We start from the raw sequence: 23,147 nt of genomic DNA, 5'->3' as shown, positions 1-23,147 counted from the left end.
TACCACTATTCGGGTTCACTTCAATTTCAGAGAGGTTTTTTCTTTATCCATCTTTTCTAAATATGTTAATGCATCATCCAGCGTATCCACTGGTACAATTTTCATTTTTGTTTTAATATCCTTTGCAGTCTCAAGCGCATCTTTATAGTTCGATTTCTCCGCACCTTTTTCATTTGGCGCAAAGAACACTTCAGCCCCGGCATCGCTAGCAGCCACCACTTTTTGATTTATACCACCAATCGGACCAACTTCTCCTTTTTCATTTATCGTACCTGTTCCAGCTATTTCATGTCCTTTTGTTAAGTCTTCTTCCACAAGTTGATTATATATTTCTAATGTGAACATTAAACCTGCGGATGGTCCACCAATTTCATGAGAATTAATTTTCACTTTCGGATCGACTACTAATTCTCTCTCCGTAACGATAGAAACACCTATACCCACACGTCCATTTCCATTAGGAATCGTCTTTACATTTAAATTTTCTTTCAATTGTTTTCCATTTCTCATGTACTCAATATTTACAGCATCACTTTCTTTTTTCCCAGTCATATATTCAATAAATTGCTCCGTTTTTTCAAATGTTTTTCCGTCAACAGCTATAATAACATCACCAAGCTTAAGCTTTCCTTCTGACGGCATTCCCTTTGCCACACCAGCAACTAATACACCTTTATTTTCAAAAGAAACGGAGCGATTCGCACGTTTATATGCATTATAAATTGCTGCATTTTGTGAATCTTTCATCGCATAATTTTGGCGAAATTGATATTCTTCATCACTCTCACCTTTTTGCAATATTTCTTCCGCTTTTGAAATATGTGTATATTTATTAAACTGTGCCGCTATTAAATTCACCACATTTGCTGGTCCCATTGAAACCGTAACAAGCATAAAATCACCAGATTCTTTCGTTCCACCCTCAACTTGAACGTAAGGCTCTAATTTGGCAGCCATTCCTGGTTTTGTTACATAATACGGTAAACGCACATAAACAAGTAACATCGCCAATATAACCCCTATTAAGATTGCATATATAAACCGAAAACGCTTAAACATTATGTTTCTCCTTCCACTGCTCAATTAATAAATAAATATTTGAAATATGTTTTTCCGCTTCTACTTCTCCAACTCGAATAATGTCTTCAATGTTTGTAAAAGCACGTGAACTAAATTGCTCTACAGCTGGTCGCATCATTAAATCCGATGCAATTTGCCGATTCATTACAAGCTCATGCTGCATAATTTCAATACTTTGCATGATTACGTCATAAATGGACGTAACATCGCCATTCACCTTAATTGGAGACACATCAACAGCGATAACAATATCGGCCCCTAATTCTTTCACAACCGATACCGGGATGCGATCAATAACTCCACCATCCACTAATAATCGTCCATCTATTTTTTCTGGTACAAACACTCCAGGAACAGATATACTAGCCCTCACCGCATCTGCAACTGGCCCACTTGTAAAGACCACTTTTTCCCCCTTCAATATGTCAGTAGCCACAACAGCCGTCGGGATATCTAACTCTTCTAAATTTTTATTATATGTAAACATTTTAATCATATCTTTGACACGTTTTCCAGCAATAAATCCCATTTTTGGTACGGTGAAATCTAAATAATACTTCCGCTTAAAAACAGATGCCAATTTATACAATCTTTCAACGTTACTACTTGCCGCATAAAACGTACCTATTAGCGCCCCCATACTACTTCCTGCAATCATATGAATGGGGATACCCGCTTCCCTTAAAACCTTTATTACACCGATATGAGCAAACCCTTTCGCTCCCCCAGACCCAAGTGCTAAACCAATCTTTGGTTCTTTCATTTTTCTCACCCTTTAATTTTTTTCATTCCTTTTTCATACTTATGGTCTAAATTCACTACGTATCCACGTATACTGAAATGAACGTTTTTTGGGACAAAGGGGGATTTACTTACATGTATGAAAAATGGAAAACCGCTTTCCTTACCATATCAACGCTATTTTTAACCTTTTCTCTTGTACTCCACCCCCAAGCCGCTTTGCAAGCTTCTATTCGCGGGTTAAATATATGGTGGGAAGTTGTATTCCCTTCACTACTACCGTTTTTCATCATTGCAGAACTTCTAATTAGTATCGGTGTTGTAAAATTTATTGGCGTTATATTAGAACCACTCATGCGCCCACTTTTTCGCGTTCCAGGGATAGGTGGATTCGTTTGGGCGATGGGAATGGCTTCAGGTTTCCCTGCAGGCGCCAAATTAAGCGCTAGGCTACGAAAAAGCAATCTTTTAACTCAGATTGAAGCGGAACGCCTCGTTTCTTTCACAAATTCTTCTAATCCACTTTTTATTTTCGGTGCTGTGTCTATCGGTTTTTTTAATAATCCGAAATTAGGGATTATATTAGCGGCTGCCCATTATTTAAGTAACTTTGCTGTCGGATTAATTATGCGTTTTTACGGCCATAATACCGCTTACAAAAATAATAAACACACTACAAAAAAACGACCCTTTCAAAACCCTTTTTTAATTCTTCACGAGACACGCTTACAAGAAAAAAGACCAATCGGAAAATTACTTGGGGATGCTATTGTTTCTTCTATTCAAACATTACTTATGATTGGCGGATTTATTATTTTATTCTCTGTGTTAAATAAAATGATTACTGTATTCCACATTACAGCAACTCTTTCTTTTATTATGCAACATATTTTATCATTCTTCCAACTAAGTACAGATTTTAGTATGCCTATATTATCAGGTATTTTCGAAATGACACTCGGAAGCCAAATGATTAGTCAAATAAATGAAACACCCCTCTTACAACAAGCTATGGTAACAAGCTTCATTTTAGCATTTAGCGGTCTTTCTATTCAGGCACAGGTTGCTAGCATATTAGCTGAAACAGACATCCGATTTAAACCCTATTTTTTCGCACGAATTATTCAAAGTATTCTTGCCCCTATTTTTACATTTATATTTTGGACACCATTTTATGAGAAAGTGAGTTCTTTCTCACCTATGCAAAAAGATATTCCTGTATTTTTATCCAAGCATCCTTCTATACTACATGAAATTTGGACATCTTTTATACATTACGGACCAATTTTTACATTATTTTGTCTATATTTATATGTTATTTTATTATTTTTTCGCACGTATAAAGAAAAACCCCGTTCACTTTAACGGGGTTTGAAACTTTTCTTTTAAAGCACGCTCTACAATAGGAGGCACAAGATCTACTACACTTCCTCCATATCTCGCAACTTCTTTCACAATACTCGAGCTTAAAAATGAATATTGGTTGTTCGTCATAATAAAGAAGGTTTCAATGTTTTCATCTAATTTTCGATTCATAGAAGTGATTTGCATCTCGTATTCAAAATCAGATACCGCTCGTAAACCACGTAATATCGCGTTTGCATTACGCATTTTTGCATACTCCACCAATAATCCACTATGTGAATCTACTTTCACATTCGGGATATCCTTTGTTGCTTCACGAATTAATTCTAAGCGCTCTTCGACTGAAAAGAACGGTTTTTTTGATGAATTGTTTAAAACAACTACATATACCTCATCAAATACTTTTGCTCCCCTTTTAATAATATCCAGATGCCCTAGGGTAATTGGATCAAAACTTCCTGAAGAAATAGCTATACTTGTCATTCCGTCCCCTCACCTTCATACTTATAAATCGATATCGCTGTAATACCATAATTCTCAGCCCGCACTTTGGCAAGCCCCCCTATGGAATCAGGTAAAACTACATCATTACCATGCTCTGCCATAATTAATCCATCACTATGTAGCAATCCATGTTGATCCATTACACTAATTAAAGATACAATTTTTTGCTCTTTATATGGTGGATCTATTAATATAAGATCGAATGACATTTCACGTTTTATAAGCGCCTTTACTGCACGTTCCGCATCATTTCGATATACTTCAGCTTGCTCCTGTATTCTACAACTTTCTAAATTTTGATGAATTACTTTTATCGCTTTACTATCCCGATCAACAAAAATTGCTTTATCGATCCCTCTGCTCAAAGCCTCAATTCCCAGACCACCACTACCCCCAAATAAATCAAGGGCGATACCACCATCAAAATAAGGACCTATCATATTAAAAATAGATTCTTTTACTTTATCTGTCGTTGGACGTGTTGTATTACCAGGAACTGCTTTAAGTGGGTGTCCTTTACATTTTCCTGAAACTACTCTCATCTGTTGTCACTACCTTTATTTCAATCTATCGAGCGATTATAGAAAGCCATTCTCACTTCGGTAACCGTTAACAAACCACATTCACTTAACTATAGGAAAACTCGGCATCAAATAACCACTCATTATTTTTATGTATTCATCTCATCATTCACTAATATGAATCCAATATGTATATTAGTTCCACTTTATCTTTTTTATCCTATCATAAAATAAAAAAAAGAAAAATAAGAAGCCCTACATAAAATTTAATTTCATTATGTATATCTTCATTTAGATTGGACATAAATAATTATAACAACATCACCTTCGATGTTGTTGCCAACCGCGGAGAAGACTTACGTTTCCCCATAAGTTCTTCCTCCGGTTTCTCCTCTCCCTTTGCCTTCTTACTAGTACATGCTAGTATAAGAAGGGCCCTGCTATGCAGGGTTTTTTTTTCTTTGTGTGCTTTTCATTTAAAAAGTGAAATGGTACAGTAAAAGAAAGAGGAGGAAAAAATATGATTCAACGCTTTATAGAACTCGGAGAAGGCTACTCTGATTTATATGAATTACTTGAAATTGCCAAAACAAATCAAGAACGTATAGCACATATGTTACAATTTGAAACGATAAAAAACGATAAAAAAGTGTGTTCGCTTGTTGTAATATTAAAACCAACTACTACTGGTGATTTCCAACCATTATACATATGTCGTGAAGGCATTCCTGTATTTGAAAATAAAAAAAGTAAACGTGTCGTTTTATTTGAAGAAACGGCAGCGCAACTCGGGAAAAAAGTGGCTACCTTTACTGTAAAGCCATCTACAACTTTCCCAGAAAAAGAACTATTTTTTAATCATTTAATTGGTATTTTACGAATGAACAATTTCATTCCTCCGATGAAATAACACTTTATTTCAAATGAAAAATCCCCCACTAAATTTAGCAGGGGATTTTTTCTATTAGCTATAATCGTATTCTTTTGCTCGATCAGGACGGGAATTTTCAAATTCCGTTTTTAAATACGGGCGATACGACTGTTCTATCTTTTTCACAAAAGGAAGTTTGTTCAACTTATGCATCATATGCTCAATTTGTTCCATGTCACAATATACTACAGCATATTTTAATCGTTTTGATATGTAATGTATGTTACCATATTTCCTTAAAATCTTGGCATGTTTCAATGAATGTAAATAAACAATCATACTTTGTCGTTGCCCGAACATAATCTTCTCCATCTTCTCCTTTTAAAAACATATATTTTATATTCTATGAAAACCAATCAGAAATTTATAACATTACAGGACAAACTCTGTATACGTTTTCTTCCAACTTCTAAAAAACGGGGTACATCACCCCGTTTTTTTACAACCACAACCTCCGCCAGTACCACAACCTCCACCACAGCCACCAGCATCAAAGAATGGATTTCCTGTTGGCACCTTAATGGAAGAAGACACTTCCGAACCGATTGCTACACTAACTTCGTCTAATAACTTCTGCAAAGCAGTTTCTGCTCTTTTAAAAGCTGCAACCTTATCATGTAAGTCCACAGAACGCTTTAATTCTCTCATTTTCATCGACACGGTAGTATAGTCAGGATGGTATTTTCCAAAACGCTGTACTTCCTCATACCGTTCTTTCATCGCTGTAAATTGCTGAATTAACGTCTGAAGTTCCATATCTTCATGTAATTCTCTATAATACTTACGATAATCTTCTGCTATATCTGAACAGATAATCGCTTTTGCAAGCTGCTCTGCCTTATCTAATATTAATACGCTTTCTAGCGTCGCTACAATCATGAGAGACACCTCCGAGTATCCATCATACCACATTTAGATTAGAACTACTAATTGAAGTGACTTACTCAAAAGAAAGATATAATGAAACTATTTTCACACTATATCCGTACACACTTATACATTAATATGTTCCGCTATATTATATTTAAGAACATCCCATTTCCCACTATTTTGTTTCACATAACTAATACACGCATTTTTTAATGGTGTCTTAAATGTAATTTCATCTGGTTCAATGGCATGTAAAATCGCTTTTATCGCGTGTGAGTGAGCAACAATAATAATACGTTTGCCAAAATGAGTTGTTGCAACATCTTCTAAAGCAGCAAAACAACGAGCTACAATCTCTTCATCTTGCTCCATACCTTCTACTTTACCCTCAGCAATCAACTCTCTAACAGCCGCAACTGGCTTCCCTGAAGCTTCTCCAAAATTCCGTTCAACAAATCGCTCATCTAATAAAATCGATTGTAATCCAGCTGCCTTTGCGATTTCATTAGCCGTTTCTTGCGCTCTAATTAACGGGCTACTTATAATAATATCCCACGTTTCTTCTTGTAAAGCAGCTGCACTTTGACTCGCTTGCTTCTTACCAACTTCATTAAGCGGAATATCTTCTCGCCCCTGAATAATTTCTTGAAAGTTCCAATCAGTTTGTCCATGTCGTACTAAACAAATTTCCGTCATGCTGCAACTCCTTTTTAAATAATCAACCTCTATTGTAACAAAAGTTCTGCATGACGGACATATTTTTCACTTCCAATTAGGTTGCATTTTGTTGCTTCATATACTGAAACATATCAATCATGATCGAAGCAACGGCCAATTGATTTTGAAATTTTTCCACTTTATCTGGTATTGTTTTTTTGAAATGTTGCATCGCCGCTAACTCAAAAGCCTCTTTTTCTTCAGGATTTCGCGTTAATTTTCTATACCAGTACGGTTGCTCTCTAATATAGCGAGATAAATCCTCATCAGCCTTTATAAACTCCATAATTTCTGCTCTCATCATCTTTCCCCCTAATCCTTTTGAAAGAAAAACGGGTTATTTTCTGAAGTACTTTGTTCTTGCTGCGTACGGTTACCTTGAAATTGCTGAATAACTTGTTGCACGCTCCCAATAGCACTCGTCACATTGGCTAAATGGTTCTGCATTTGTTCCACGTCCAACTTTTTAAAAAAAGAAAGCATTTGCCCCATCACATCAGCAGTTTTTTCCTCTTCAGTTCGATTATCTTTTTCTTTCTTATTTTCTTTTACCGAAGAAAACGCAGGCGCTCCATCGGGTCTATAAGTTGCCCATATTGGATCTTCTTCACCAAGTAAGTACCATTCTTCATAAAATTGTTGCCAAGTTTTGTGACCACTTCTAACCTCATGAACCATTTTAGGGTGATGGTTTACAAATTCTTTAAACTGTTGAACCGATGGATGTAACGGTCCTTTTGTTGTTGGCATAATCCTCACCTCTCCATGTATATCTACTATATAGTAAGAAAAAAAAGGCGCATGGTTCGCCTATTTTTAGACGATTCATGCACCTTTTTTTCTGCTATTTGCATACGGTCAGATTCCCACCTACAATTCAGTGAATACGAAGTAACTAATTAGGTGATGTAACACCCCACCGCTTACAGTTTCGCTTTATTTTCGAATAAAATTTTGTGTATAAAATTTATCGTATACACCAACACCTAATCCTGTAAATTGTTCATTTAATAAATTCTTTCTATGCCCCTCACTATTTAACCAGCCTTGCACTGCCGCAATTCCATCACTATGTTGCGCCGCTATGTTCTCACCAGCAAGTTGAAATCCTACTTTCCCGCGCTGTAAACGATCTCCTAGCGTACCTAATGTAGGTGAGTCATGAGAAAAATAATTATTGTCTTTCATATCTTTACTGTGACCAACAGCAACATCTGCTGTTTCCTGATCCCATGTTAATAATGGTAATTTATGACGACTTCGAATGATATTTGTTAAATCAAAAATTTGTTGCATATTCCCATTTTCTACTTGTTTTATCTTTTCTGGAGTCAATGGTTGTTCCGCTATTAATTCACCTGAATAAACGAGCTGATACGGTCTTTGATGTAATAAAGTTTCATCATCCATATAACGAACACCAACAAGCTCATGTGTAAATTGATCAAAATACAATTGCGCCCATCCATCTTCTACAGGTATTAACGGTTGTTCCATGACTTCAGTATCAGATAGTTCAAATTGATAACTATTTTTCCCTCTTTTTAATGAAATTTCATGCGAAAGCGGACTTTTTTTATATACTTCTTCATATTTTTCATTTATATAATAAGGCGGAACCTTAACTTGTTCACCAGCAGCATACGCCGTTACAACTTTACGTTCAGAAACTCCAAATTGAACATACTGAGTTAAATCCTGATTGTATACCCACCATTCATATCCGTATGCAGATGGCTCAATTCGAGAGGGTTCTCCCCACTTCGCTAATAAATTTTCAGAGTCTTCACCAATCATATTTAAAACAGTGTCTGAGGAGTCTTCCTTAATTTGCTTTTTCTTTTTCACAATTTTATTTTCTTGCTTTGATTGAGATGGCGTTAATATATATTGTGAAACGAGTAATTTCCCGTATAAATCAACAGCTAAAATTAAAATTGTAATCATTACGATACGCAATAATTTCTTCAAACGATATACCTCCTGAACAAAACATAAAATTGAGATATACACAAATCATTTTCTTTCTTTTTGTGTGTACCGTACTCTTTTCACTATATCATATTTTTGTGAAAAAAGTCTGGATTATCCCTTTTCTCTCAATATGAATTGCACTTTCTTATTATTCATACTATTATAAAAATAATGGTGTAACATTAAAAAAGGAGGTATTATATGCAATTTACAAATACGAAATTTAATGGATCCGTCGTTGAATTAACTCTTTTAACTGAAATCATGGAAAACAACCACTTCGTACTTGCTGGACAGTGGGATTATGAACGGGTTACATACGATTATAAATTTGAAATATTAAAAGATGTTTATTATTTACGAGTGCAAGGAGTTGCTGTTGAAGGTGATATCGGCAGCAGACACGCTGAAGTAAAACTACTCCCTCCCTTATTAGGAAAACATTATTATCCTCATGGCGTTGAATATGGTGATGATGAGACTTTCCCAACGAACGTACTTCAAAAAAGCGAACAACTCCTACAAAATGTCGAAAAAGAGTTAAAAGAATTTCAAATTATTGATTAACAAAAACAAGCGCATCAATATGATGCGCTTGTTTTATTTCTCTTCCCTAAGAATGAATCGTTTTTTTTACTGGATATCCATAAATAGATCCATCTTTTACTTTAATCTCATCCTCCCAAGGAACCTTATATTTACCTTCAGCTAAATCTTTTACAAACGTATATGGATTTTCTTTCACCCCACCAGGAGTTGCTACATATCCCCTTGACCCTAGATTATATATATTATTTTCTAATCCCCATCCTAATCTAGCCTGATCTGCTAGTTCCGGATATACTTCAGCAGTCACAATCTCCCAAGGATTTCGATGCCCCTGTACTAAAGTAGTCCCATCAAAATTACATACTTGTCCTTCACCAAAGTAATAAAATACACCATCATAACCCGCTAAGTTTACCGACAATGTATACATTAAATTTTGCCATGCATTTGAACGATTGGTTAGCATCCATTGTTCACTAACTTGTGTGCTATATCCAGAAATACGGATCAAGACATTTGCTCCTTTATAGGCCGCTTCACGAGCTACTTCAGGGAACATGCCATCATGACAAATACAAACAGCTAATTTACTTCCTCCAGGTCCATCACAAACAGGTAAGCCTAAATCTCCAGCTTTCCAAGGCTCGACTGGCACCCAAGGATTTAGCTTACGATACTTCAAAATCATTTCACCTTGTGGATCAATAATAACTGCTGTATTATACGGTTCTCCACCATCAGGATTTTTTTCCATTATTGAAAAAACACCATATACTTTAGATTCTTTGCATGCCTCAGCAAATAAGTCGGTTTCTGGCCCAGGCACTGTACATAAAAATTCTTCTGTAGTCCATTTTTTTGTATTGAGCCCTTGTGTGCTATATTCAGGAAATACTATCAATTCTAATCCAGGGTAACCTGATTTAGTCGAATGAATTGTTTTTATGATTTGTTGAATTTGTTTATCAATGTCTGCACGTGACTCTACTACTGGTACTGGATATTGAATTAACGCTGTCAAAAAACCACTAATCGGCTTTACCATACTTCCACTACTACCCATTTAAATTCCCCCTTAAAATAGTCTATGTTTATTAAAGAAAACACTATAAAGTGAAACTTTAATCAGCGGGGTGTCCATCCCTCACTGATTATTAACCTTCACCAATCAGGCTTTTACGGACAGCCCGACTCCCGCAAATAGCAGGAGAAAGTTGTAAATCTCTAAAAAACTTGCACTACATATGGAAATATTACGTCTTAAAGCTAGTAGTAAATTTTATATCCACTTTTAGTACATGCCTACACTAAGTTAACATAAAAGGTCAGAAAATTCAATCTTTTATACTCATTATAATTTAAAAGAAAAAAGTGCATGAGATCTCCCATACACTTCTTCTACTTAGTCTGCAAATAAGGTGGTAATTGCTGCAACTGCTCCTTATCCTTTTCACGCTCTCTACGTGCCCATCTAAAGAATACATAGCCTATAATTGTACCGTACACTATTTCCTGGACAATTTTCATTATGATACCACCAGTTTGTTGGTCTTGTACTACTGGCATCCAGTGTAAAAATTCTGGTCCAGTTATATTTAAATCTGATAAAGTGCCCGCCGGTACACATAGTTCCATTGCTTTCATCCAAGCGGCTGGATCCGTATACGTTGCGAATAACGGAGCCGTCGCAAAAATTATTAACGCACAAGCTGGCGTTAATAATATACCGTTAGCAAACATGTAACCAAGTTTCTTTATATCACTTAACGTTTGATATTCTGGTAACGGATTTAGCATCGGCCACCACATCATGATTGCTGTAAAAAACAATATAGTGAGACAAATAGGATGAGCAATTTGACTTTGTTTTACCGTATCAAAAACAACTGGTAAATGATAAAAAGAAAACAGGCCGTTAAATACAAACAATGCAATAAGTGGTTTAGCAAATACCTTTAATATAATTTGAACGAACTTAAAAGAAGTAATGTAACGATATAACCAAATTGGTATACCAAGCAACAGTAACGGTGGAACTGCAATATACATGACTGCCATTTCAAACATATGAGCACTAAATATAATATGGCCAATTAAATCAATAGGCCCTCCCTTTACAAAATACAAAAGAACAATACCAGTCGTAAAATAAATAATTTGCTTCTTACTTACCTTCGTCGCATTTTCAAATCTCATTCTATAAGGCCCAATAATTAAGAAGTACCCAATAAGAATCGAAAGCATAAATAATAAAAAAATTGGACTCCATAAAGCCTGAAAACCAAATATCCATAAGTTACTCATTGTCACACCTACCTTCTTAAGGTTATTCCATAATATGAAGAGGGAGCTGTGACAACACAAGCTCCCTTATTTTTCACTTTTCAAACCCACACGATTGTCATAAAAGCTAAAATTGTAATTAACCCTATTAGCAGACCAGAGTAAAGAAAGAAACTTGCCGCTTCATGTCCTTTATGACTCATATGCATAAAATAATACAATTGAAAAATCACTTGTACCACTGCTAATAGTAAAATAAATGGCACCGAGAAAGTCGGACTAAAAGTTTTTGGATACGCCACTGCTACAAATGCAACTAATGTTAAAAAAATCATTAATGCAAACGTAATAACTTGATGCTTCATTTCCTCCGCACTTTTTCTCTTCCGATAAACAAGATCAACTTTAGGATTATTCGTTTGCTTTATCGCCATTGTTTATCCCACCATTCCCATTAAATATACTACAGTGAAAATAAACACCCAAACTACGTCAATAAAGTGCCAATAAATCGATGCAACATAAAACTTCGGTGCATTGTATAAATTTAGACCTCTCTTCGCATTTCTAAAGATTAATGTTAAAATCCAACACAATCCAAACAATACGTGGAGTCCATGTGTACCAACAAGAGCATAAAACGCAGAGCCAAACGCACTACTTCTCATAGTATGCTTAAATTCATGTGTATAATGATAAAACTCATATATCTCAAACCCTAAAAAACCTAAACCTAGCAATACAGTTACTAGTAACCAAAGTTGCATTTTCTTAAAGTTAAAGTTTTTCATATGGTACATCGCATATACACTCGTTAAGCTACTCGTTAATAAAAGCATCGTCATAATGAAAACGAGCGGCATTTGGAACATCTCTTGAGATGTTGGTCCACCATTTGTAGAATTCTTTAGCGCTAAATATGTGCCAAACAAGGAAGCGAACAACACTGTTTCGCCTCCAAGAAATAACCAAAAGCCGACAAACTTATTTTTCCCCTCAAGGGTTGCTTTTTCAGGCTCTGCTGGAAATGTTTCATTCGTTAATTTTTCATCTACATGCATTATGCCTTGCCCCCCTTATCCTCTAAATCTTCCTTATGAATATGATATCCATGATCATCGATTACTGAACGTAGGAACATTGTGCCAAATGTAATGATTAAACCAATAATTGCTACTAATAACCAGAACTTATCTTTTCCGCCCTGCATATACATTGCACCAAATGCCGCTATAAACAATCCGAAAGAAATGACAAATGGTGAAAACGAAGGATTTGGCATATGAATATCACCAACTGGTTCCGCTGCTGTCATCTCTTTATTACCTTCACGTTTTTCAATCCAAAACGGATCTAATCCGCGAACAAATGGTAGTTGTTTAAAGTTATATTCTGGTGTCGGTGCTGGCATCGTCCATTCTAATGTACGTGCATCCCACGGATCACGACCAGCTTTTTCTTTTGATACTGTCGTTTTAATTACATTGAATAGAAGAACAATCGTCCCAAGAGCCATAAACACCGCTCCGATAGAACTAATCATATTCCCCATTTCCAACCCTTGCCCTTCAAGATATGTGTAGTAACGGCGTGGCATACCAATCAAGCCAAGGAAATGCTGAATAAAGAACGTTAAATGGAAACCGATAAAGAATAGCCAAAACGTTATCTTTCCTAATGTTTCATTTAATACTTTATTAAACATCAGTGGCCAATAATAATGAGCTCCTGCAAGTAAACCAAATACAACACCGCCAACGATTACATAATGAAAATGTGCTACTACGAAATAGTTATCATGAAATTGATAATCAGCTGGTGCAGATGCTAGCATAACCCCTGTAACTCCACCCATGACGAATGATGGAATGAAAGCTACTGCCCACATCATCGATGTTGTAAAACGAATATTTCCGCCCCACATTGTAAAGAGCCAGTTGAATATTTTGATACCAGTCGGAACCGCAATCGCCATTGTTGCAACTGAGAAAATAGCATTAGCAACTGGACCAAGTCCAACAGTAAACATATGATGCGCCCATACCATAAATCCTAAAAATCCAATTAATACAGTCGCAAACACCATCGATGAATAACCAAACAATCGTTTTTTCGAAAATGTCGCGAAGATTTCTGAGAATATTCCGAAAGCTGGGAGTATAAGAATGTATACTTCTGGATGACCGAAAATCCAGAATAAATGCTCCCATATAATTGTATTCCCGCCCAATGCTGGATTAAAGAAACTTGTTCCAAATAAACGATCTAACATTAAAAGTCCTAATCCTACAGTTAACGGTGGAAAAGCGAATAATATAAGCGAAGATGTTACAAATGTCGTCCATGTAAACATCGGCATACGCATATACGTCATTCCTGGCGCACGCATATTAATAATGGTTACAAGGAAGTTAATACCTCCAATTAATGTACCAATACCTGAGATTTGCAAACCGAGTACATAGAAATCAACACCATGACCTTTAGAGGCTAAAGCTAAAGATGCATAAGATGTCCATCCTGCATCAGGTGCTCCACCTAAAAACCAACTTAAATTTAAAAATACTCCACCAAAGAAAAATAACCAAAATCCGAGTGAATTCAAAAACGGGAACGCTACATCACGTGCACCAATTTGAAGTGGTACAGCGGCGTTCATAAATGCAAACACGAGTGGCATAGCTGCGAGGAAAATCATTGTTGTACCGTGCATCGTCAATACTTGATTATAAGCATCCCCAACAAGAAAAGCGTTGTTAGGAATCGCTAATTGAAGGCGAATAAATAGAGCTTCTATTCCGCCTATTACAAAAAACAATCCACCTGCAATTAAATAGAGAATGGCAATCTTTTTATGGTCTACTGTCGTTAAATAATCCCATATGACAGCACCCATCCCCTGTTTTTTTGCTACAGAACTCACGTTTTCAACCTCCCCTTCGCGAATAATCCCTCTTTACTTTTCAACTTTTAACGTTTGTAAGTATGCATTTAATGCATCAATTTGATCATCCGTTAAGTTGCCATATTTGCCAGTCATTTTGTTTCCTGGCTTCATATTTTCAGGATCTTTCAGCCATTTTTTTAAGTTTTCTTCATTGTTTTCGGCAATACCGGCAACCATATCGCGATCCGCAAAGTTTGCTAAGTTTGGTGCGATACGAGCGGAAGGTGGTCTACTATCATTAGATCCAACTGCGTGACAACCAATACAGCTTTTATTAAATATTTCTTGGCCCTCTTGCGCCTTTGTTGAAGCTACTTCTTTCTTCCCATCAATCTTCTTCATATCAGCAAGCCAATTTTTGTACTCGCTTTCATCTAAAGCTTTCACTTTAAATTGCATTAAAGAATGTGATGGGCCGCAAAATTCTGTACAAAAACCATTATAAGTGCCCGATTTATCTGCCTTTAACCACATTTTGTTCACATTGTCTGTATTTGTATCCATTTTCCCAGCTAAAGATGGAACCCAAAATGAGTGTTTAATATCGGCACCCTTCAAATTTAAATACACTTTCTTACCTGTGGGGATGACTAAATCTTGCGAAGTTACTATCTTTTCTGATTTATAAGAAAATTCCCACCAATAAAGATTCGCTGTTACATCAACAACGATAGTATCTTTATCAATATTCTTTTTCTCCATCGCACTTACATCAGCAAGTTTGAATGTATATGTAACCGTTGGAACAGCTAAGATTAGTAAAAGAATAATCGGAATAACTGTCCATATAATTTCTAGCTTGTGATTTCCTTCAACTTGCTCTGGAATATAATCTTCCTGACCTTTCTTTTGTCGGAAACGCACAATTACATACAAGAAAATAATAGTAACTACTAGTACTACTCCTACCATGATTGCACTCGCCAGTAGAAGTAAATCATATTGCATTTTTGCTACTTCTCCTTGCGGAATTAAAGTAGATTGAAAGGCTTTACCGCATCCCCCTAACAGTAAAGCCAGCAGTGAAACGAACGAAAGCAGTCGCCACTGTTTCTTCATACAAACAACCCCCACTTTCCTTGTGAATTAGATTGTACTTTATAGTTAAGTAAAGTAAATCTCAACGTAAAGAAATCCAATTATGTCGTTGTCTTAGAAGAATGTAACTACAATCATTGATACAAATAAGATTGTTAAATAATTTAGGGAATAAACAAACATTTGCACGGACCATTTTATGTCATCTTTCTTACGGAAGCCATAAAATCCTAAAGCGATCCATCCGATGTTAAGCAGTGTTGCAATTACCATAAATGTTATCCCTAGTCCACTCATATAAAATGGTAGTGGTAATAAACATACTGTCCAAATCATAATTTGGCGTTTCGTAATTTCAAATCCATGAACTACAGGAAGCATTGGAATTCCTGCATTTCGATATTCATCAACACGTTTCATCGCTAATGCAAGGAAATGTGGGATTTGCCAAATAAACATAATTAAAAATAACATCCAAGCAATTGGATGACCTAAAGATGGATCGATTGCTGCCCATCCAATTAAAGGTGGAACTGCTCCAGATATACTACCTACAACAGTATTTAGTGTATACTTTCTCTTTGTCCATAAAGTATATAGGACAACATATGTGAAAGCACCAATAAATCCCATTAAAACTGCCATTGGTGTTGTTAATAATAAGAATACAAATCCAAGAAGTAATATAACTAGTCCAAATGTAAGTGCAAATCCTGGTTTATACTTTCCAGTAACCGTTGGACGAGTCTTTGTTCTTTCCATTAACGGATCGATGTCTCTATCGATGTAGTTATTTAAACAACATACCCCCGCCATAATTAATCCAGAACCAACGATTGTAAAAAATAGCTTATCCAGATTGTCCATCACACTTAATCCATTAAAGTGTAACGCCAACCAAAATCCTGTAAATACAGTAAGTGTATTTGAGTTTACAATCCCCATTTTAACGAGTGCTGATAAATCTTGTAACCGAGTTGTTTCCGGTACACTTGTAACAGCGGACTCATCATGCAGCTCACTTGTTGCATGGTTCATCACTCTAACCCCCTCTTAAAACTTTCATCTTTCTTTTTGCGCCTATTTCAAATGAAATAATTCGCTTCTATATAGCAATATTATTACAGTAGAAACATTGTTAACCCATTCTACTACTAATCTACGCCCATACTCCAATATATTAAATCATATTTCCCGAACATTTTGTGAAGAAAACATGAACTTTTTGTGTCGAATATAAAAAACTTCATTCTGACTTGTCCTTATCATAACATGATGTTACATTCTATAATAAACTATTTTCTCCTATTTAACACGTATTCTCCCCATTTCTTTTCAAAATAGCCTATTTTTCACCTAATTTTTTCCTTACGAACCCTGTTTTCACACCTATTTTCTCTCCCTTGTCTTCCCCCTCCATTTCTTTGCTATTTTATTATTTTTTATATATCATAGGAACTAGCGCGTTTTATTCTATACATAATGGAATGAAAATATTTCGCAATAACTTCATAGCAGAAAGATGGTGAAAGAGATTGCAACGCTTTATTAAATGGTTAGCAGTCATTACAAGCCTTGATTTATTAATAGTTTTATTAGGAGGCGCTTTAGTTACAAAAACAGGTTCTGGTCAAGGGTGTGGTAAATCATGGCCACTTTGTAACGGTGAATTTGTTCCATCTAATTTATCAATGGAAACTATTATTGAACTTAGCCACCGATTAACATCAGGATCAGCTGGAATTCTTGTCACTCTCCTTTGTATTTTATCCTGGAAATATTATAAACATGTGCGTGAAACAAAAACGTTAGCAATTTTATCCTTCGTATTTTTAGTTGCACAAGCATTAATGGGAGCAGCAGCAGTTGTTTGGGGACAAATGCCAGCTGTACTTGCTATCCATTTCGGTATTTCCTTAATTTCATTCGCTTCTGTCATTTTATTAACGTGTCTTATCTTTGAAATTGACCAAAAATTTGATGCACGTTCACTTATTATGGACAAAAAAATGAAATTTCATATTTATGGTGTAACAATTTACAGTTATATCGTCGTCTACACAGGCGCTTTAGTACGTCACGAACGAGCTAGCTTAGCCTGTCCAGACTTTCCTTTATGTAGCAAAAACAGACCTATGCCAACTCAACTACATGAGTGGGTTCAAATGGGCCATAGAGTTGCAGCAATGTTAATTTTCGCTTGGATACTTTACGCGATGATTCTCGCTATTCGTCATTACAAACAGCAACCTGTAGTATATTGGGGATGGATCATTTCATTTATCCTTGTTACACTTCAAGCTGTAGTAGGAATTTTAGTTGTATTTACAAACGCTAGTTTAGCAATGGCATTGTTACATTCTCTATTCATTTCTTGCTTGTTTGCCGTACTATGCTATTTAGTTATGTTAGGAACAAGAAGTAAAGTGAATGCAAAAGAAGCCGAATCAACTTCTAAACAAACAAAATAATTTAAAACTAAAATCCCTTGCCAATTCGGCAAGGGATTTTTTGCAATAAAGAAAAGAGCTGTATTTACACAGCTCTTTTTTTATTTTAGTGATCTAATTCAATAAGTAAATCACCCGTTTGAATTGCATCACCATCGTTAACATATACTTTCTTCACTTTACCATTGAACGGCGCTTGAACTGTCGTTTCCATTTTCATCGCTTCTGTAATTGCCATAGAATCGCCTTTTTTCACTTCATCGCCTTCTTTTACAACTACTTTAATTACCGTTCCTGGCATTGTTGCACTAATGTGATTTGGATTTTCACGGTTTCCTTTCACACGTTGTGCAACTGTTGCTTTCACACTCTCGTCTTTCACGATAATTTCACGTGGTTGACCATTAAATTCCAAGTAAAGGACACGATTTCCATCCGGCTGTGGTTCTCCAATTGATACAAGTTTAACCATCAATGTCTTACCTTGTTCAATTTCCACATCAATTTCTTCACCTAGTCTCATACCATAGAAGAATGTCGGTGTATCAAGTACAGATACATTTCCATAAAGCTCAGCAACTTTTTCATAGTCCATAAATACTTTTGGATATAATGCATATGCAACTACATCAAAAATTGTTACTTCGCGTCCAAGTTTATGGAATAATTCTTCTTTTAACGCGTCGAAATCTACTGGCTCTAGTAGTTCACCTGGTCTTACTGTTAACGGCTCTTTCCCTTTTAAAATAATCTTTTGCAATTCTTTCGGGAAACCACCGTACGGTTGACCTAAATCACCAGCGAACATTTCAACAACAGATCCAGGGAAGTCCAAAGCATGTCCACGCTCTAAAACATCTTGTTCTGTCAGATGGTTTTGAACCATAAATAATGCCATATCGCCAACAACTTTTGATGACGGTGTTACTTTTACAATATCTCCAAACATGTCATTCACACGACGGTACATTACTTTCACTTCATCAAAGCGATCTCCTAAACCAACCGCCTTCGCTTGTTGCTGAAGATTACTATACTGTCCACCTGGCATTTCATGCATATATACCTCTGTGTGAGGTGCATTCATACCACTTTCAAACGGTGCATAGTATTTGCGTACATCTTCCCAATAATGAGATAGCTTTTCTAAAGAATCGATATTAACATCTGGTTGTCTTTCATTTCCACCTAGTGCATAGAATAATGTGTTCGCACTCGGTTGTGACGTTTGACCAGCCATAGAACTCACTGCTACATCGACAATATCAACACCTGCTTCAATTGCCTTCGTATACGTTAATATACCATTTCCACTCGTATCGTGCGTATGCAGGTGAATCGGAATCGATACCGTCTCTTTTAATGCTGAAACTAAATCATATGCTGCGTTTGGTTTTAGTAAGCCAGCCATATCTTTAATACCTAAAATGTGAGCTCCCGATGCTTCCAACTCTTTTGCTAAGTTTTTATAATAATTCAAATCATATTTACTACGTAATGGATCATGAATATCTCCTGTGTAGCACATTGTTGCTTCTGCAATTTTACCAGTATCTCGTACAGCATCAATTGCAACTCTCATACCTTCTACCCAGTTTAAACTATCAAAAATACGGAACACATCAATGCCTGCTTGAGCAGAACACTCCACAAATTTTTGAATTAAATTATCTGGATAGTTTTTGTAGCCAACTGCGTTTGACGAACGTAGTAACATTTGGAATAAAACGTTCGGCATTTTTTCACGAAGATCTAGTAATCGTTCCCATGGATCTTCTTTTAAGAAACGATACGCGACATCAAACGTTGCACCGCCCCACATTTCAGCTGAGAATAGGTTTGGTAACATTCTCGCTGTTGGCTCTGCAATTTGATGTAAATCTTTTGTACGAATACGAGTTGCAAGTAATGACTGATGTGCATCACGGAATGTTGTATCCGTTAAAAGTACACGGTTTTGATCCTGTACCCATTTTACTAATCCATCTGCTCCACGCTCGTCCAAAATTTGTTTCGTTCCATTTTGGATTGGCTCTGAATGTTTTAAACATGGAATACGAGCATCTGGGAATATTGGCTTTTCTTTTTTCCCTACTCCTGGGAAGCCATTTACTGTTACTGAACCAATATAATTTAACATTTTCGTTCCGCGGTCTTTACGTTTCGGGAACAAGAATAGTTCAGGTGACACATCAATAAACGAAGTATCATATTCTCCTGATAAGAAGTTTTTATGTTTTACTACATTCTCTAGGAATGGAATATTTGTTTTAATACCACGAATACGGAATTCTTTTAAGTTACGTTCCATTTTTGCAGCAGCTTGCTCAAAAGTAAGTGCCCAAGTTGTAACTTTTACAAGTAAAGAATCGTAGTATGGTGTAATAACTGCACCTTGGAAGCTATTTCCTGTATCAAGACGCACACCAAAACCACCGCCTGATCGATACGCCATAATTTTTCCTGTATCCGGCATAAAATTATTTAGTGGGTCTTCAGTTGTTACACGAGATTGGATTGCAAATCCATGCACAACTACTTCCTCTTGCTTCGGAACACCTACTATTTTACTATGTAATGCATGTCCATCAGCTATTAAAATTTGTGATTGAACGATATCGACTCCTGTAATCATCTCTGTAATCGTATGTTCTACTTGAACACGTGGATTTACTTCAATAAAGTAAAACTCATCATCTTTTACAAGGAATTCTACTGTTCCTGCATTTAAATAGTTTACATTTTTCGTTAACTTCACAGCAGCATCACAAATACGCTGACGCAGATCATCTGAAAGTGATACACTCGGTGCTATTTCTACAACTTTTTGATGACGACGTTGTACAGAACAGTCACGCTCGTATAAATGGACAACATTGCCTTCTTCATCTGCTAAAATTTGTACTTCTATATGTTTAGGTTTTTCAACGAATTTTTCGACGTAAACTTCATCATTACCAAAGGCTGCTTTCGCTTCTGATTTCGCTCGATTATATGATTCTCCTAATTCCTCACTAGTACGCACAATACGCATACCACGACCGCCACCACCAAGAGATGCTTTAATAATAATCGGGTAATCATACTTTTCAGCAAATTTTTCGACTTCTTCTAATGAATTTACTGGACCGTCACTACCAGGTATAACTGGAATTTGTGCTAGCTGCGCTTGTGTTCTTGCTTTCACTTTATCTCCAAACATATCTAAATGCTTGCTTTTCGGACCGATAAAGATAATCCCTTCTTCTTCACAACGTTTCGCGAATTGAATATTTTCTGACAAGAAACCATATCCAGGGTGGATTGCATCTACATGATTACTTTTTGCAATCTCAATAATGCCTTCAATATCTAGATAAGCATCAATTGGTTTTTTTCCTTCCCCAACTAAATAGGACTCATCGGCTTTATAGCGATGATAAGAACCACTATCCTCTTTAGAATAGATTGCAACTGTTTTTAATCCAAGTTCCGAACAAGCTCGAAACACACGAATTGCAATCTCTCCACGGTTAGCTACCAATACTTTTTGAATACGTTGCAGCTTTGTCATGATTTTCCCCCTCTACTTTCCTACCACTCTAGAGATAAAATATATACACACCTTAAAAAGCGTGAAGTTCTTCACTTTCCACATTATATTATACCTAGAAAGCTTCACTTTATTTTTATCCATCATACCTTATTTTTTAACAAATGATAAGTTTTCTGTACAATTTGTTTCACAAAAATAGTATAGCATACCTCTTCCTTTTCTAACAACTTAATTGTATATCACATTTAACCAAATGTGATATATCTTTTAACTGAAAAAGAAATTAATACATCATATTTAAAACTACTTGAAAATAAAAAACACATCATGCTCTAAAGCACGATGTGTTTTTTATTTTACAACTACAAGATGTGGTCCATTTTGTTCTCTTTCTTTTATTACACCATTCTGTTGTTTTTCTTCTCGTTTTACATGACTAGCAATATTAAGTAGTATTCCCATCGCAAGTAGATTAGCTATTAAGGAACTCCCGCCATAACTAATAAACGGTAAAGGTACTCCCGTAAGCGGTATTAATCCAGACATACCACCAACATTAACAAAAGTTTGCACTCCCATTAAACTTGCAATTCCGATTGCAATTAAACTTCCAAACGGATCTTTACATTTTTGAGCAATCCTGAATGAACGAATAATAATAAGTAGCAAGCAAATTAAAATAATAGCTACACCAATAAAACCTAACTCTTCAGATATAATAGCCATAATAAAATCTGTTTGCGGTTCTGGTAAATATCCATATTTTTGCACACTATTTCCTAATCCCCGACCATTTAACCCTCCTGAAGCAATTCCAATAAAAGAATTTACCAATTGGAATCCATCATTCTGAGGATCATTGAATGGATCAAGGAAAACTGAAAAACGTGCCTTTTGGTAACCACTTAATTTATAATTAGCCAGAAAATATAGCGCCGGAATCCATACTATAGAAGTTAAAACAATTCGTTTAATCCATAAGTTAATCCGTACCCCTGAACAAAGAAACATAATCCCGACTGTTCCTGCAATTAACAAATCGGTACCTAAATCATTTTGCTTTAAAATTAAAAACATTGCCATTCCAACAAAACCAAGTGTAAGTCCCGATCCTTTAAAAACAGGTGTATTTGTCTCTTGTCTTCTTGCAAAAAAGCGAGCTAATATAATAATAATTGATAATTTAACAAATTCAGCCGGCTGTATACCTAATATCCAACCTTTTGCACCATTTATTTCCTTACCAAAAATCAAGGCTGCTGCTAGTAAAGCAATACTTCCTAGCCCCATTGCCGATAAAATTATTCGTTTCCTCCAAAACTTATAAGGTAATGAAGCCACAATTGCTAACAATACCGTTCCAATAGCTAAAGTTATTAATTGTTTTTTAAAAAAGTAATTTGCTGGCCAGTTATGCCTCGAAATCGCAACAATGGAACTCGAACTATATACCATTATAACTCCCAGCACACATAAGATAACAAGAGGAAGTAACAATGAATAATCCATTGATTTCCATACTTTTTTCATTTCATTTCCTCTTTCTGTTTCAATTTAATTATTGTTGTATTCCATATGTACATTGATTCTTCCTGCTTTATTATACAAATAAAAAGCTCAAACTAATTTAGTTTGAGCCCCC

The 23,147-nt window shown here is 35.8% G+C and carries 23 protein-coding genes; 4 read left to right on the top strand and 19 right to left on the bottom strand.

From position 1 onward, the window contains the following. Nucleotides 1-15: 15 nt before the first annotated feature. Together RT27_RS25410 and RT27_RS25405 are read right to left on the bottom strand one after the other, a co-directional pair. Entirely contained in the window at nucleotides 16-1,059 is a 1,044-nt protein-coding gene (locus RT27_RS25410; protein ID WP_043937982.1) for a SepM family pheromone-processing serine protease, read from the bottom strand. Beyond that, entirely contained in the window at nucleotides 1,052-1,843 is a 792-nt protein-coding gene (locus RT27_RS25405; protein WP_000662588.1) for a patatin-like phospholipase family protein, read from the bottom strand. The genes RT27_RS25410 and RT27_RS25405 overlap by 8 nt, the downstream gene beginning before the upstream one ends. 113 nt (nucleotides 1,844-1,956) lie before the next feature. On the opposite strand from RT27_RS25405, the gene ylbJ reads away from it, so the two are divergent. Next, a complete protein-coding gene (gene ylbJ, locus RT27_RS25400) occupies nucleotides 1,957-3,186 on the top strand; it encodes a sporulation integral membrane protein YlbJ (protein WP_016080466.1) in 1,230 nt (409 codons plus the stop codon). On the opposite strand, the gene coaD is transcribed toward ylbJ, so the two are convergent. Both coaD and rsmD read right to left on the bottom strand, forming a co-directional pair. Further along, nucleotides 3,178-3,669 carry a pantetheine-phosphate adenylyltransferase gene (coaD, locus tag RT27_RS25395; protein WP_000200601.1) on the bottom strand — a complete coding sequence of 164 codons (492 nt, stop codon included), beginning with the start codon at nucleotides 3,667-3,669 and terminating at the stop codon, nucleotides 3,178-3,180. The genes ylbJ and coaD overlap by 9 nt on opposite strands. Beyond that, a complete protein-coding gene (gene rsmD / locus RT27_RS25390) occupies nucleotides 3,666-4,232 on the bottom strand; it encodes a 16S rRNA (guanine(966)-N(2))-methyltransferase RsmD (RefSeq protein WP_016080465.1) in 567 nt (188 codons plus the stop codon). The genes coaD and rsmD overlap by 4 nt, the downstream gene beginning before the upstream one ends. A gap of 499 nt (nucleotides 4,233-4,731) precedes the next feature. Between rsmD and RT27_RS25385 the strand changes: the two genes are divergently transcribed. After that, nucleotides 4,732-5,121 carry a hypothetical protein gene (locus RT27_RS25385; protein ID WP_029443143.1) on the top strand — a complete coding sequence of 130 codons (390 nt, stop codon included), beginning with the start codon at nucleotides 4,732-4,734 and terminating at the stop codon, nucleotides 5,119-5,121. 54 nt (nucleotides 5,122-5,175) lie between these two features. On the opposite strand, the gene RT27_RS25380 is transcribed toward RT27_RS25385, so the two are convergent. The 6 genes from RT27_RS25380 to RT27_RS25355 all read right to left on the bottom strand — a co-directional run bounded on the left by RT27_RS25380 (nucleotide 5,176) and on the right by RT27_RS25355 (nucleotide 8,700). Further along, on the bottom strand, nucleotides 5,176-5,442 hold the full coding sequence (locus RT27_RS25380) for a YlbG family protein (protein WP_002082261.1): 267 nt from the start codon (nucleotides 5,440-5,442) through the stop codon (nucleotides 5,176-5,178). A gap of 126 nt (nucleotides 5,443-5,568) precedes the next feature. Continuing rightward, nucleotides 5,569-6,021 (bottom strand): YlbF family regulator, encoded by a 453-nt coding sequence (locus RT27_RS25375; protein ID WP_000634366.1) that lies wholly within the window; start codon nucleotides 6,019-6,021, stop codon nucleotides 5,569-5,571. Nucleotides 6,022-6,135: 114 nt separating this feature from the next. Next, nucleotides 6,136-6,708, bottom strand: coding sequence for a histidine phosphatase family protein (locus RT27_RS25370; RefSeq protein WP_029443144.1), 573 nt, complete (start codon nucleotides 6,706-6,708; stop codon nucleotides 6,136-6,138). 76 nt (nucleotides 6,709-6,784) lie between these two features. Beyond that, a complete protein-coding gene (locus tag RT27_RS25365; RefSeq protein WP_001200990.1) occupies nucleotides 6,785-7,030 on the bottom strand; it encodes a YlbE-like family protein in 246 nt (81 codons plus the stop codon). 11 nt (nucleotides 7,031-7,041) lie between these two features. After that, nucleotides 7,042-7,479 carry a YlbD family protein gene (locus RT27_RS25360; protein ID WP_001143346.1) on the bottom strand — a complete coding sequence of 146 codons (438 nt, stop codon included), beginning with the start codon at nucleotides 7,477-7,479 and terminating at the stop codon, nucleotides 7,042-7,044. 186 nt (nucleotides 7,480-7,665) lie between these two features. Next, complete coding sequence (locus tag RT27_RS25355) at nucleotides 7,666-8,700, bottom strand: CAP domain-containing protein (protein ID WP_029443145.1); 1,035 nt, start codon at nucleotides 8,698-8,700, stop codon at nucleotides 7,666-7,668. Between the two features lie 204 nt (nucleotides 8,701-8,904). Between RT27_RS25355 and RT27_RS25350 the strand changes: the two genes are divergently transcribed. Further along, entirely contained in the window at nucleotides 8,905-9,270 is a 366-nt protein-coding gene (locus RT27_RS25350; protein WP_016080460.1) for a YugN family protein, read from the top strand. A 46-nt stretch (nucleotides 9,271-9,316) separates the two neighbouring features. On the opposite strand, the gene RT27_RS25345 is transcribed toward RT27_RS25350, so the two are convergent. From RT27_RS25345 to ctaB, 7 genes are all read right to left on the bottom strand, one after another. Next, the gene (locus RT27_RS25345) at nucleotides 9,317-10,315 is read right to left on the bottom strand and encodes a formamidase (protein ID WP_000535802.1); all 999 of its coding nucleotides are present in this window, start codon (nucleotides 10,313-10,315) and stop codon (nucleotides 9,317-9,319) included. Between the two features lie 335 nt (nucleotides 10,316-10,650). After that, nucleotides 10,651-11,556, bottom strand: coding sequence for a cytochrome c oxidase assembly factor CtaG (gene ctaG, locus RT27_RS25340; RefSeq protein WP_016080459.1), 906 nt, complete (start codon nucleotides 11,554-11,556; stop codon nucleotides 10,651-10,653). A gap of 80 nt (nucleotides 11,557-11,636) precedes the next feature. Beyond that, nucleotides 11,637-11,969: a cytochrome c oxidase subunit IVB gene (gene ctaF / locus RT27_RS25335; protein ID WP_016080458.1), complete on the bottom strand. Its 333-nt coding sequence runs from the start codon at nucleotides 11,967-11,969 to the stop codon at nucleotides 11,637-11,639. Between the two features lie 3 nt (nucleotides 11,970-11,972). Further along, complete coding sequence (ctaE, locus tag RT27_RS25330; protein ID WP_000557861.1) at nucleotides 11,973-12,596, bottom strand: cytochrome c oxidase subunit III; 624 nt, start codon at nucleotides 12,594-12,596, stop codon at nucleotides 11,973-11,975. Continuing rightward, complete coding sequence (ctaD, locus tag RT27_RS25325; RefSeq protein WP_173927820.1) at nucleotides 12,596-14,431, bottom strand: cytochrome c oxidase subunit I; 1,836 nt, start codon at nucleotides 14,429-14,431, stop codon at nucleotides 12,596-12,598. Before ctaD ends, ctaE begins: the two co-directional genes overlap by 1 nt. Before the next feature lie 60 nt (nucleotides 14,432-14,491). Beyond that, nucleotides 14,492-15,541: a cytochrome c oxidase subunit II gene (coxB, locus tag RT27_RS25320; protein WP_000745273.1), complete on the bottom strand. Its 1,050-nt coding sequence runs from the start codon at nucleotides 15,539-15,541 to the stop codon at nucleotides 14,492-14,494. A 93-nt stretch (nucleotides 15,542-15,634) separates the two neighbouring features. Beyond that, on the bottom strand, nucleotides 15,635-16,558 hold the full coding sequence (ctaB, locus tag RT27_RS25315) for a protoheme IX farnesyltransferase (protein WP_001015060.1): 924 nt from the start codon (nucleotides 16,556-16,558) through the stop codon (nucleotides 15,635-15,637). Nucleotides 16,559-17,055: 497 nt separating this feature from the next. Between ctaB and ctaA the strand changes: the two genes are divergently transcribed. Further along, nucleotides 17,056-17,991, top strand: a complete 936-nt coding sequence (gene ctaA / locus RT27_RS25310) for a heme A synthase (RefSeq protein WP_016080456.1) — start codon at nucleotides 17,056-17,058, stop codon at nucleotides 17,989-17,991. An 85-nt stretch (nucleotides 17,992-18,076) separates the two neighbouring features. Here ctaA and pyc read toward each other — a convergent pair whose 3' ends face one another. Both pyc and RT27_RS25300 read right to left on the bottom strand, forming a co-directional pair. Then, the gene (gene pyc, locus RT27_RS25305) at nucleotides 18,077-21,523 is read right to left on the bottom strand and encodes a pyruvate carboxylase (protein ID WP_043937980.1); all 3,447 of its coding nucleotides are present in this window, start codon (nucleotides 21,521-21,523) and stop codon (nucleotides 18,077-18,079) included. A gap of 333 nt (nucleotides 21,524-21,856) precedes the next feature. Next, a complete protein-coding gene (locus tag RT27_RS25300) occupies nucleotides 21,857-23,035 on the bottom strand; it encodes an FtsW/RodA/SpoVE family cell cycle protein (RefSeq protein WP_016080454.1) in 1,179 nt (392 codons plus the stop codon). Nucleotides 23,036-23,147 lie beyond the last annotated feature (112 nt).

Source organism: Bacillus sp. L_1B0_5, assembly GCF_000836715.1.
Taxonomy (GTDB): domain Bacteria; phylum Bacillota; class Bacilli; order Bacillales; family Bacillaceae_G; genus Bacillus_A; species Bacillus_A thuringiensis_S.
The sequence above is the reverse complement of the archived record's forward strand: the minus strand, read 5'-3'. Positions and strand labels throughout refer to the sequence as shown.

Bases quoted from the DNA above. Each gene is read 5' to 3' on its own strand.
- ylbJ (WP_016080466.1), top strand. From the start codon at position 1,957: ATGTATGAAAAATGGAAAACCGCTTTCCTTACCATATCAACGCTATTT.
- ctaD (WP_173927820.1), bottom strand. From the start codon at position 14,431: ATGGGTGCTGTCATATGGGATTATTTAACGACAGTAGACCATAAAAAG.
- RT27_RS25300 (WP_016080454.1), bottom strand. From the start codon at position 23,035: ATGAAAAAAGTATGGAAATCAATGGATTATTCATTGTTACTTCCTCTT.
- ctaG (WP_016080459.1), bottom strand. From the start codon at position 11,556: ATGAGTAACTTATGGATATTTGGTTTTCAGGCTTTATGGAGTCCAATT.
- coaD (WP_000200601.1), bottom strand. From the start codon at position 3,669: ATGACAAGTATAGCTATTTCTTCAGGAAGTTTTGATCCAATTACCCTA.
- RT27_RS25380 (WP_002082261.1), bottom strand. From the start codon at position 5,442: ATGTTCGGGCAACGACAAAGTATGATTGTTTATTTACATTCATTGAAA.
- pyc (WP_043937980.1), bottom strand. From the start codon at position 21,523: ATGACAAAGCTGCAACGTATTCAAAAAGTATTGGTAGCTAACCGTGGA.
- RT27_RS25370 (WP_029443144.1), bottom strand. From the start codon at position 6,708: ATGACGGAAATTTGTTTAGTACGACATGGACAAACTGATTGGAACTTT.
- RT27_RS25410 (WP_043937982.1), bottom strand. From the start codon at position 1,059: ATGTTTAAGCGTTTTCGGTTTATATATGCAATCTTAATAGGGGTTATA.
- coxB (WP_000745273.1), bottom strand. From the start codon at position 15,541: ATGAAGAAACAGTGGCGACTGCTTTCGTTCGTTTCACTGCTGGCTTTA.
- RT27_RS25345 (WP_000535802.1), bottom strand. From the start codon at position 10,315: ATGGGTAGTAGTGGAAGTATGGTAAAGCCGATTAGTGGTTTTTTGACA.
- RT27_RS25375 (WP_000634366.1), bottom strand. From the start codon at position 6,021: ATGATTGTAGCGACGCTAGAAAGCGTATTAATATTAGATAAGGCAGAG.
- ctaE (WP_000557861.1), bottom strand. From the start codon at position 12,596: ATGCATGTAGATGAAAAATTAACGAATGAAACATTTCCAGCAGAGCCT.
- RT27_RS25360 (WP_001143346.1), bottom strand. From the start codon at position 7,479: ATGCCAACAACAAAAGGACCGTTACATCCATCGGTTCAACAGTTTAAA.
- rsmD (WP_016080465.1), bottom strand. From the start codon at position 4,232: ATGAGAGTAGTTTCAGGAAAATGTAAAGGACACCCACTTAAAGCAGTT.
- ctaF (WP_016080458.1), bottom strand. From the start codon at position 11,969: ATGGCGATAAAGCAAACGAATAATCCTAAAGTTGATCTTGTTTATCGG.
- RT27_RS25365 (WP_001200990.1), bottom strand. From the start codon at position 7,030: ATGAGAGCAGAAATTATGGAGTTTATAAAGGCTGATGAGGATTTATCT.
- RT27_RS25405 (WP_000662588.1), bottom strand. From the start codon at position 1,843: ATGAAAGAACCAAAGATTGGTTTAGCACTTGGGTCTGGGGGAGCGAAA.
- ctaB (WP_001015060.1), bottom strand. From the start codon at position 16,558: ATGAACCATGCAACAAGTGAGCTGCATGATGAGTCCGCTGTTACAAGT.
- RT27_RS25350 (WP_016080460.1), top strand. From the start codon at position 8,905: ATGCAATTTACAAATACGAAATTTAATGGATCCGTCGTTGAATTAACT.
- RT27_RS25385 (WP_029443143.1), top strand. From the start codon at position 4,732: ATGATTCAACGCTTTATAGAACTCGGAGAAGGCTACTCTGATTTATAT.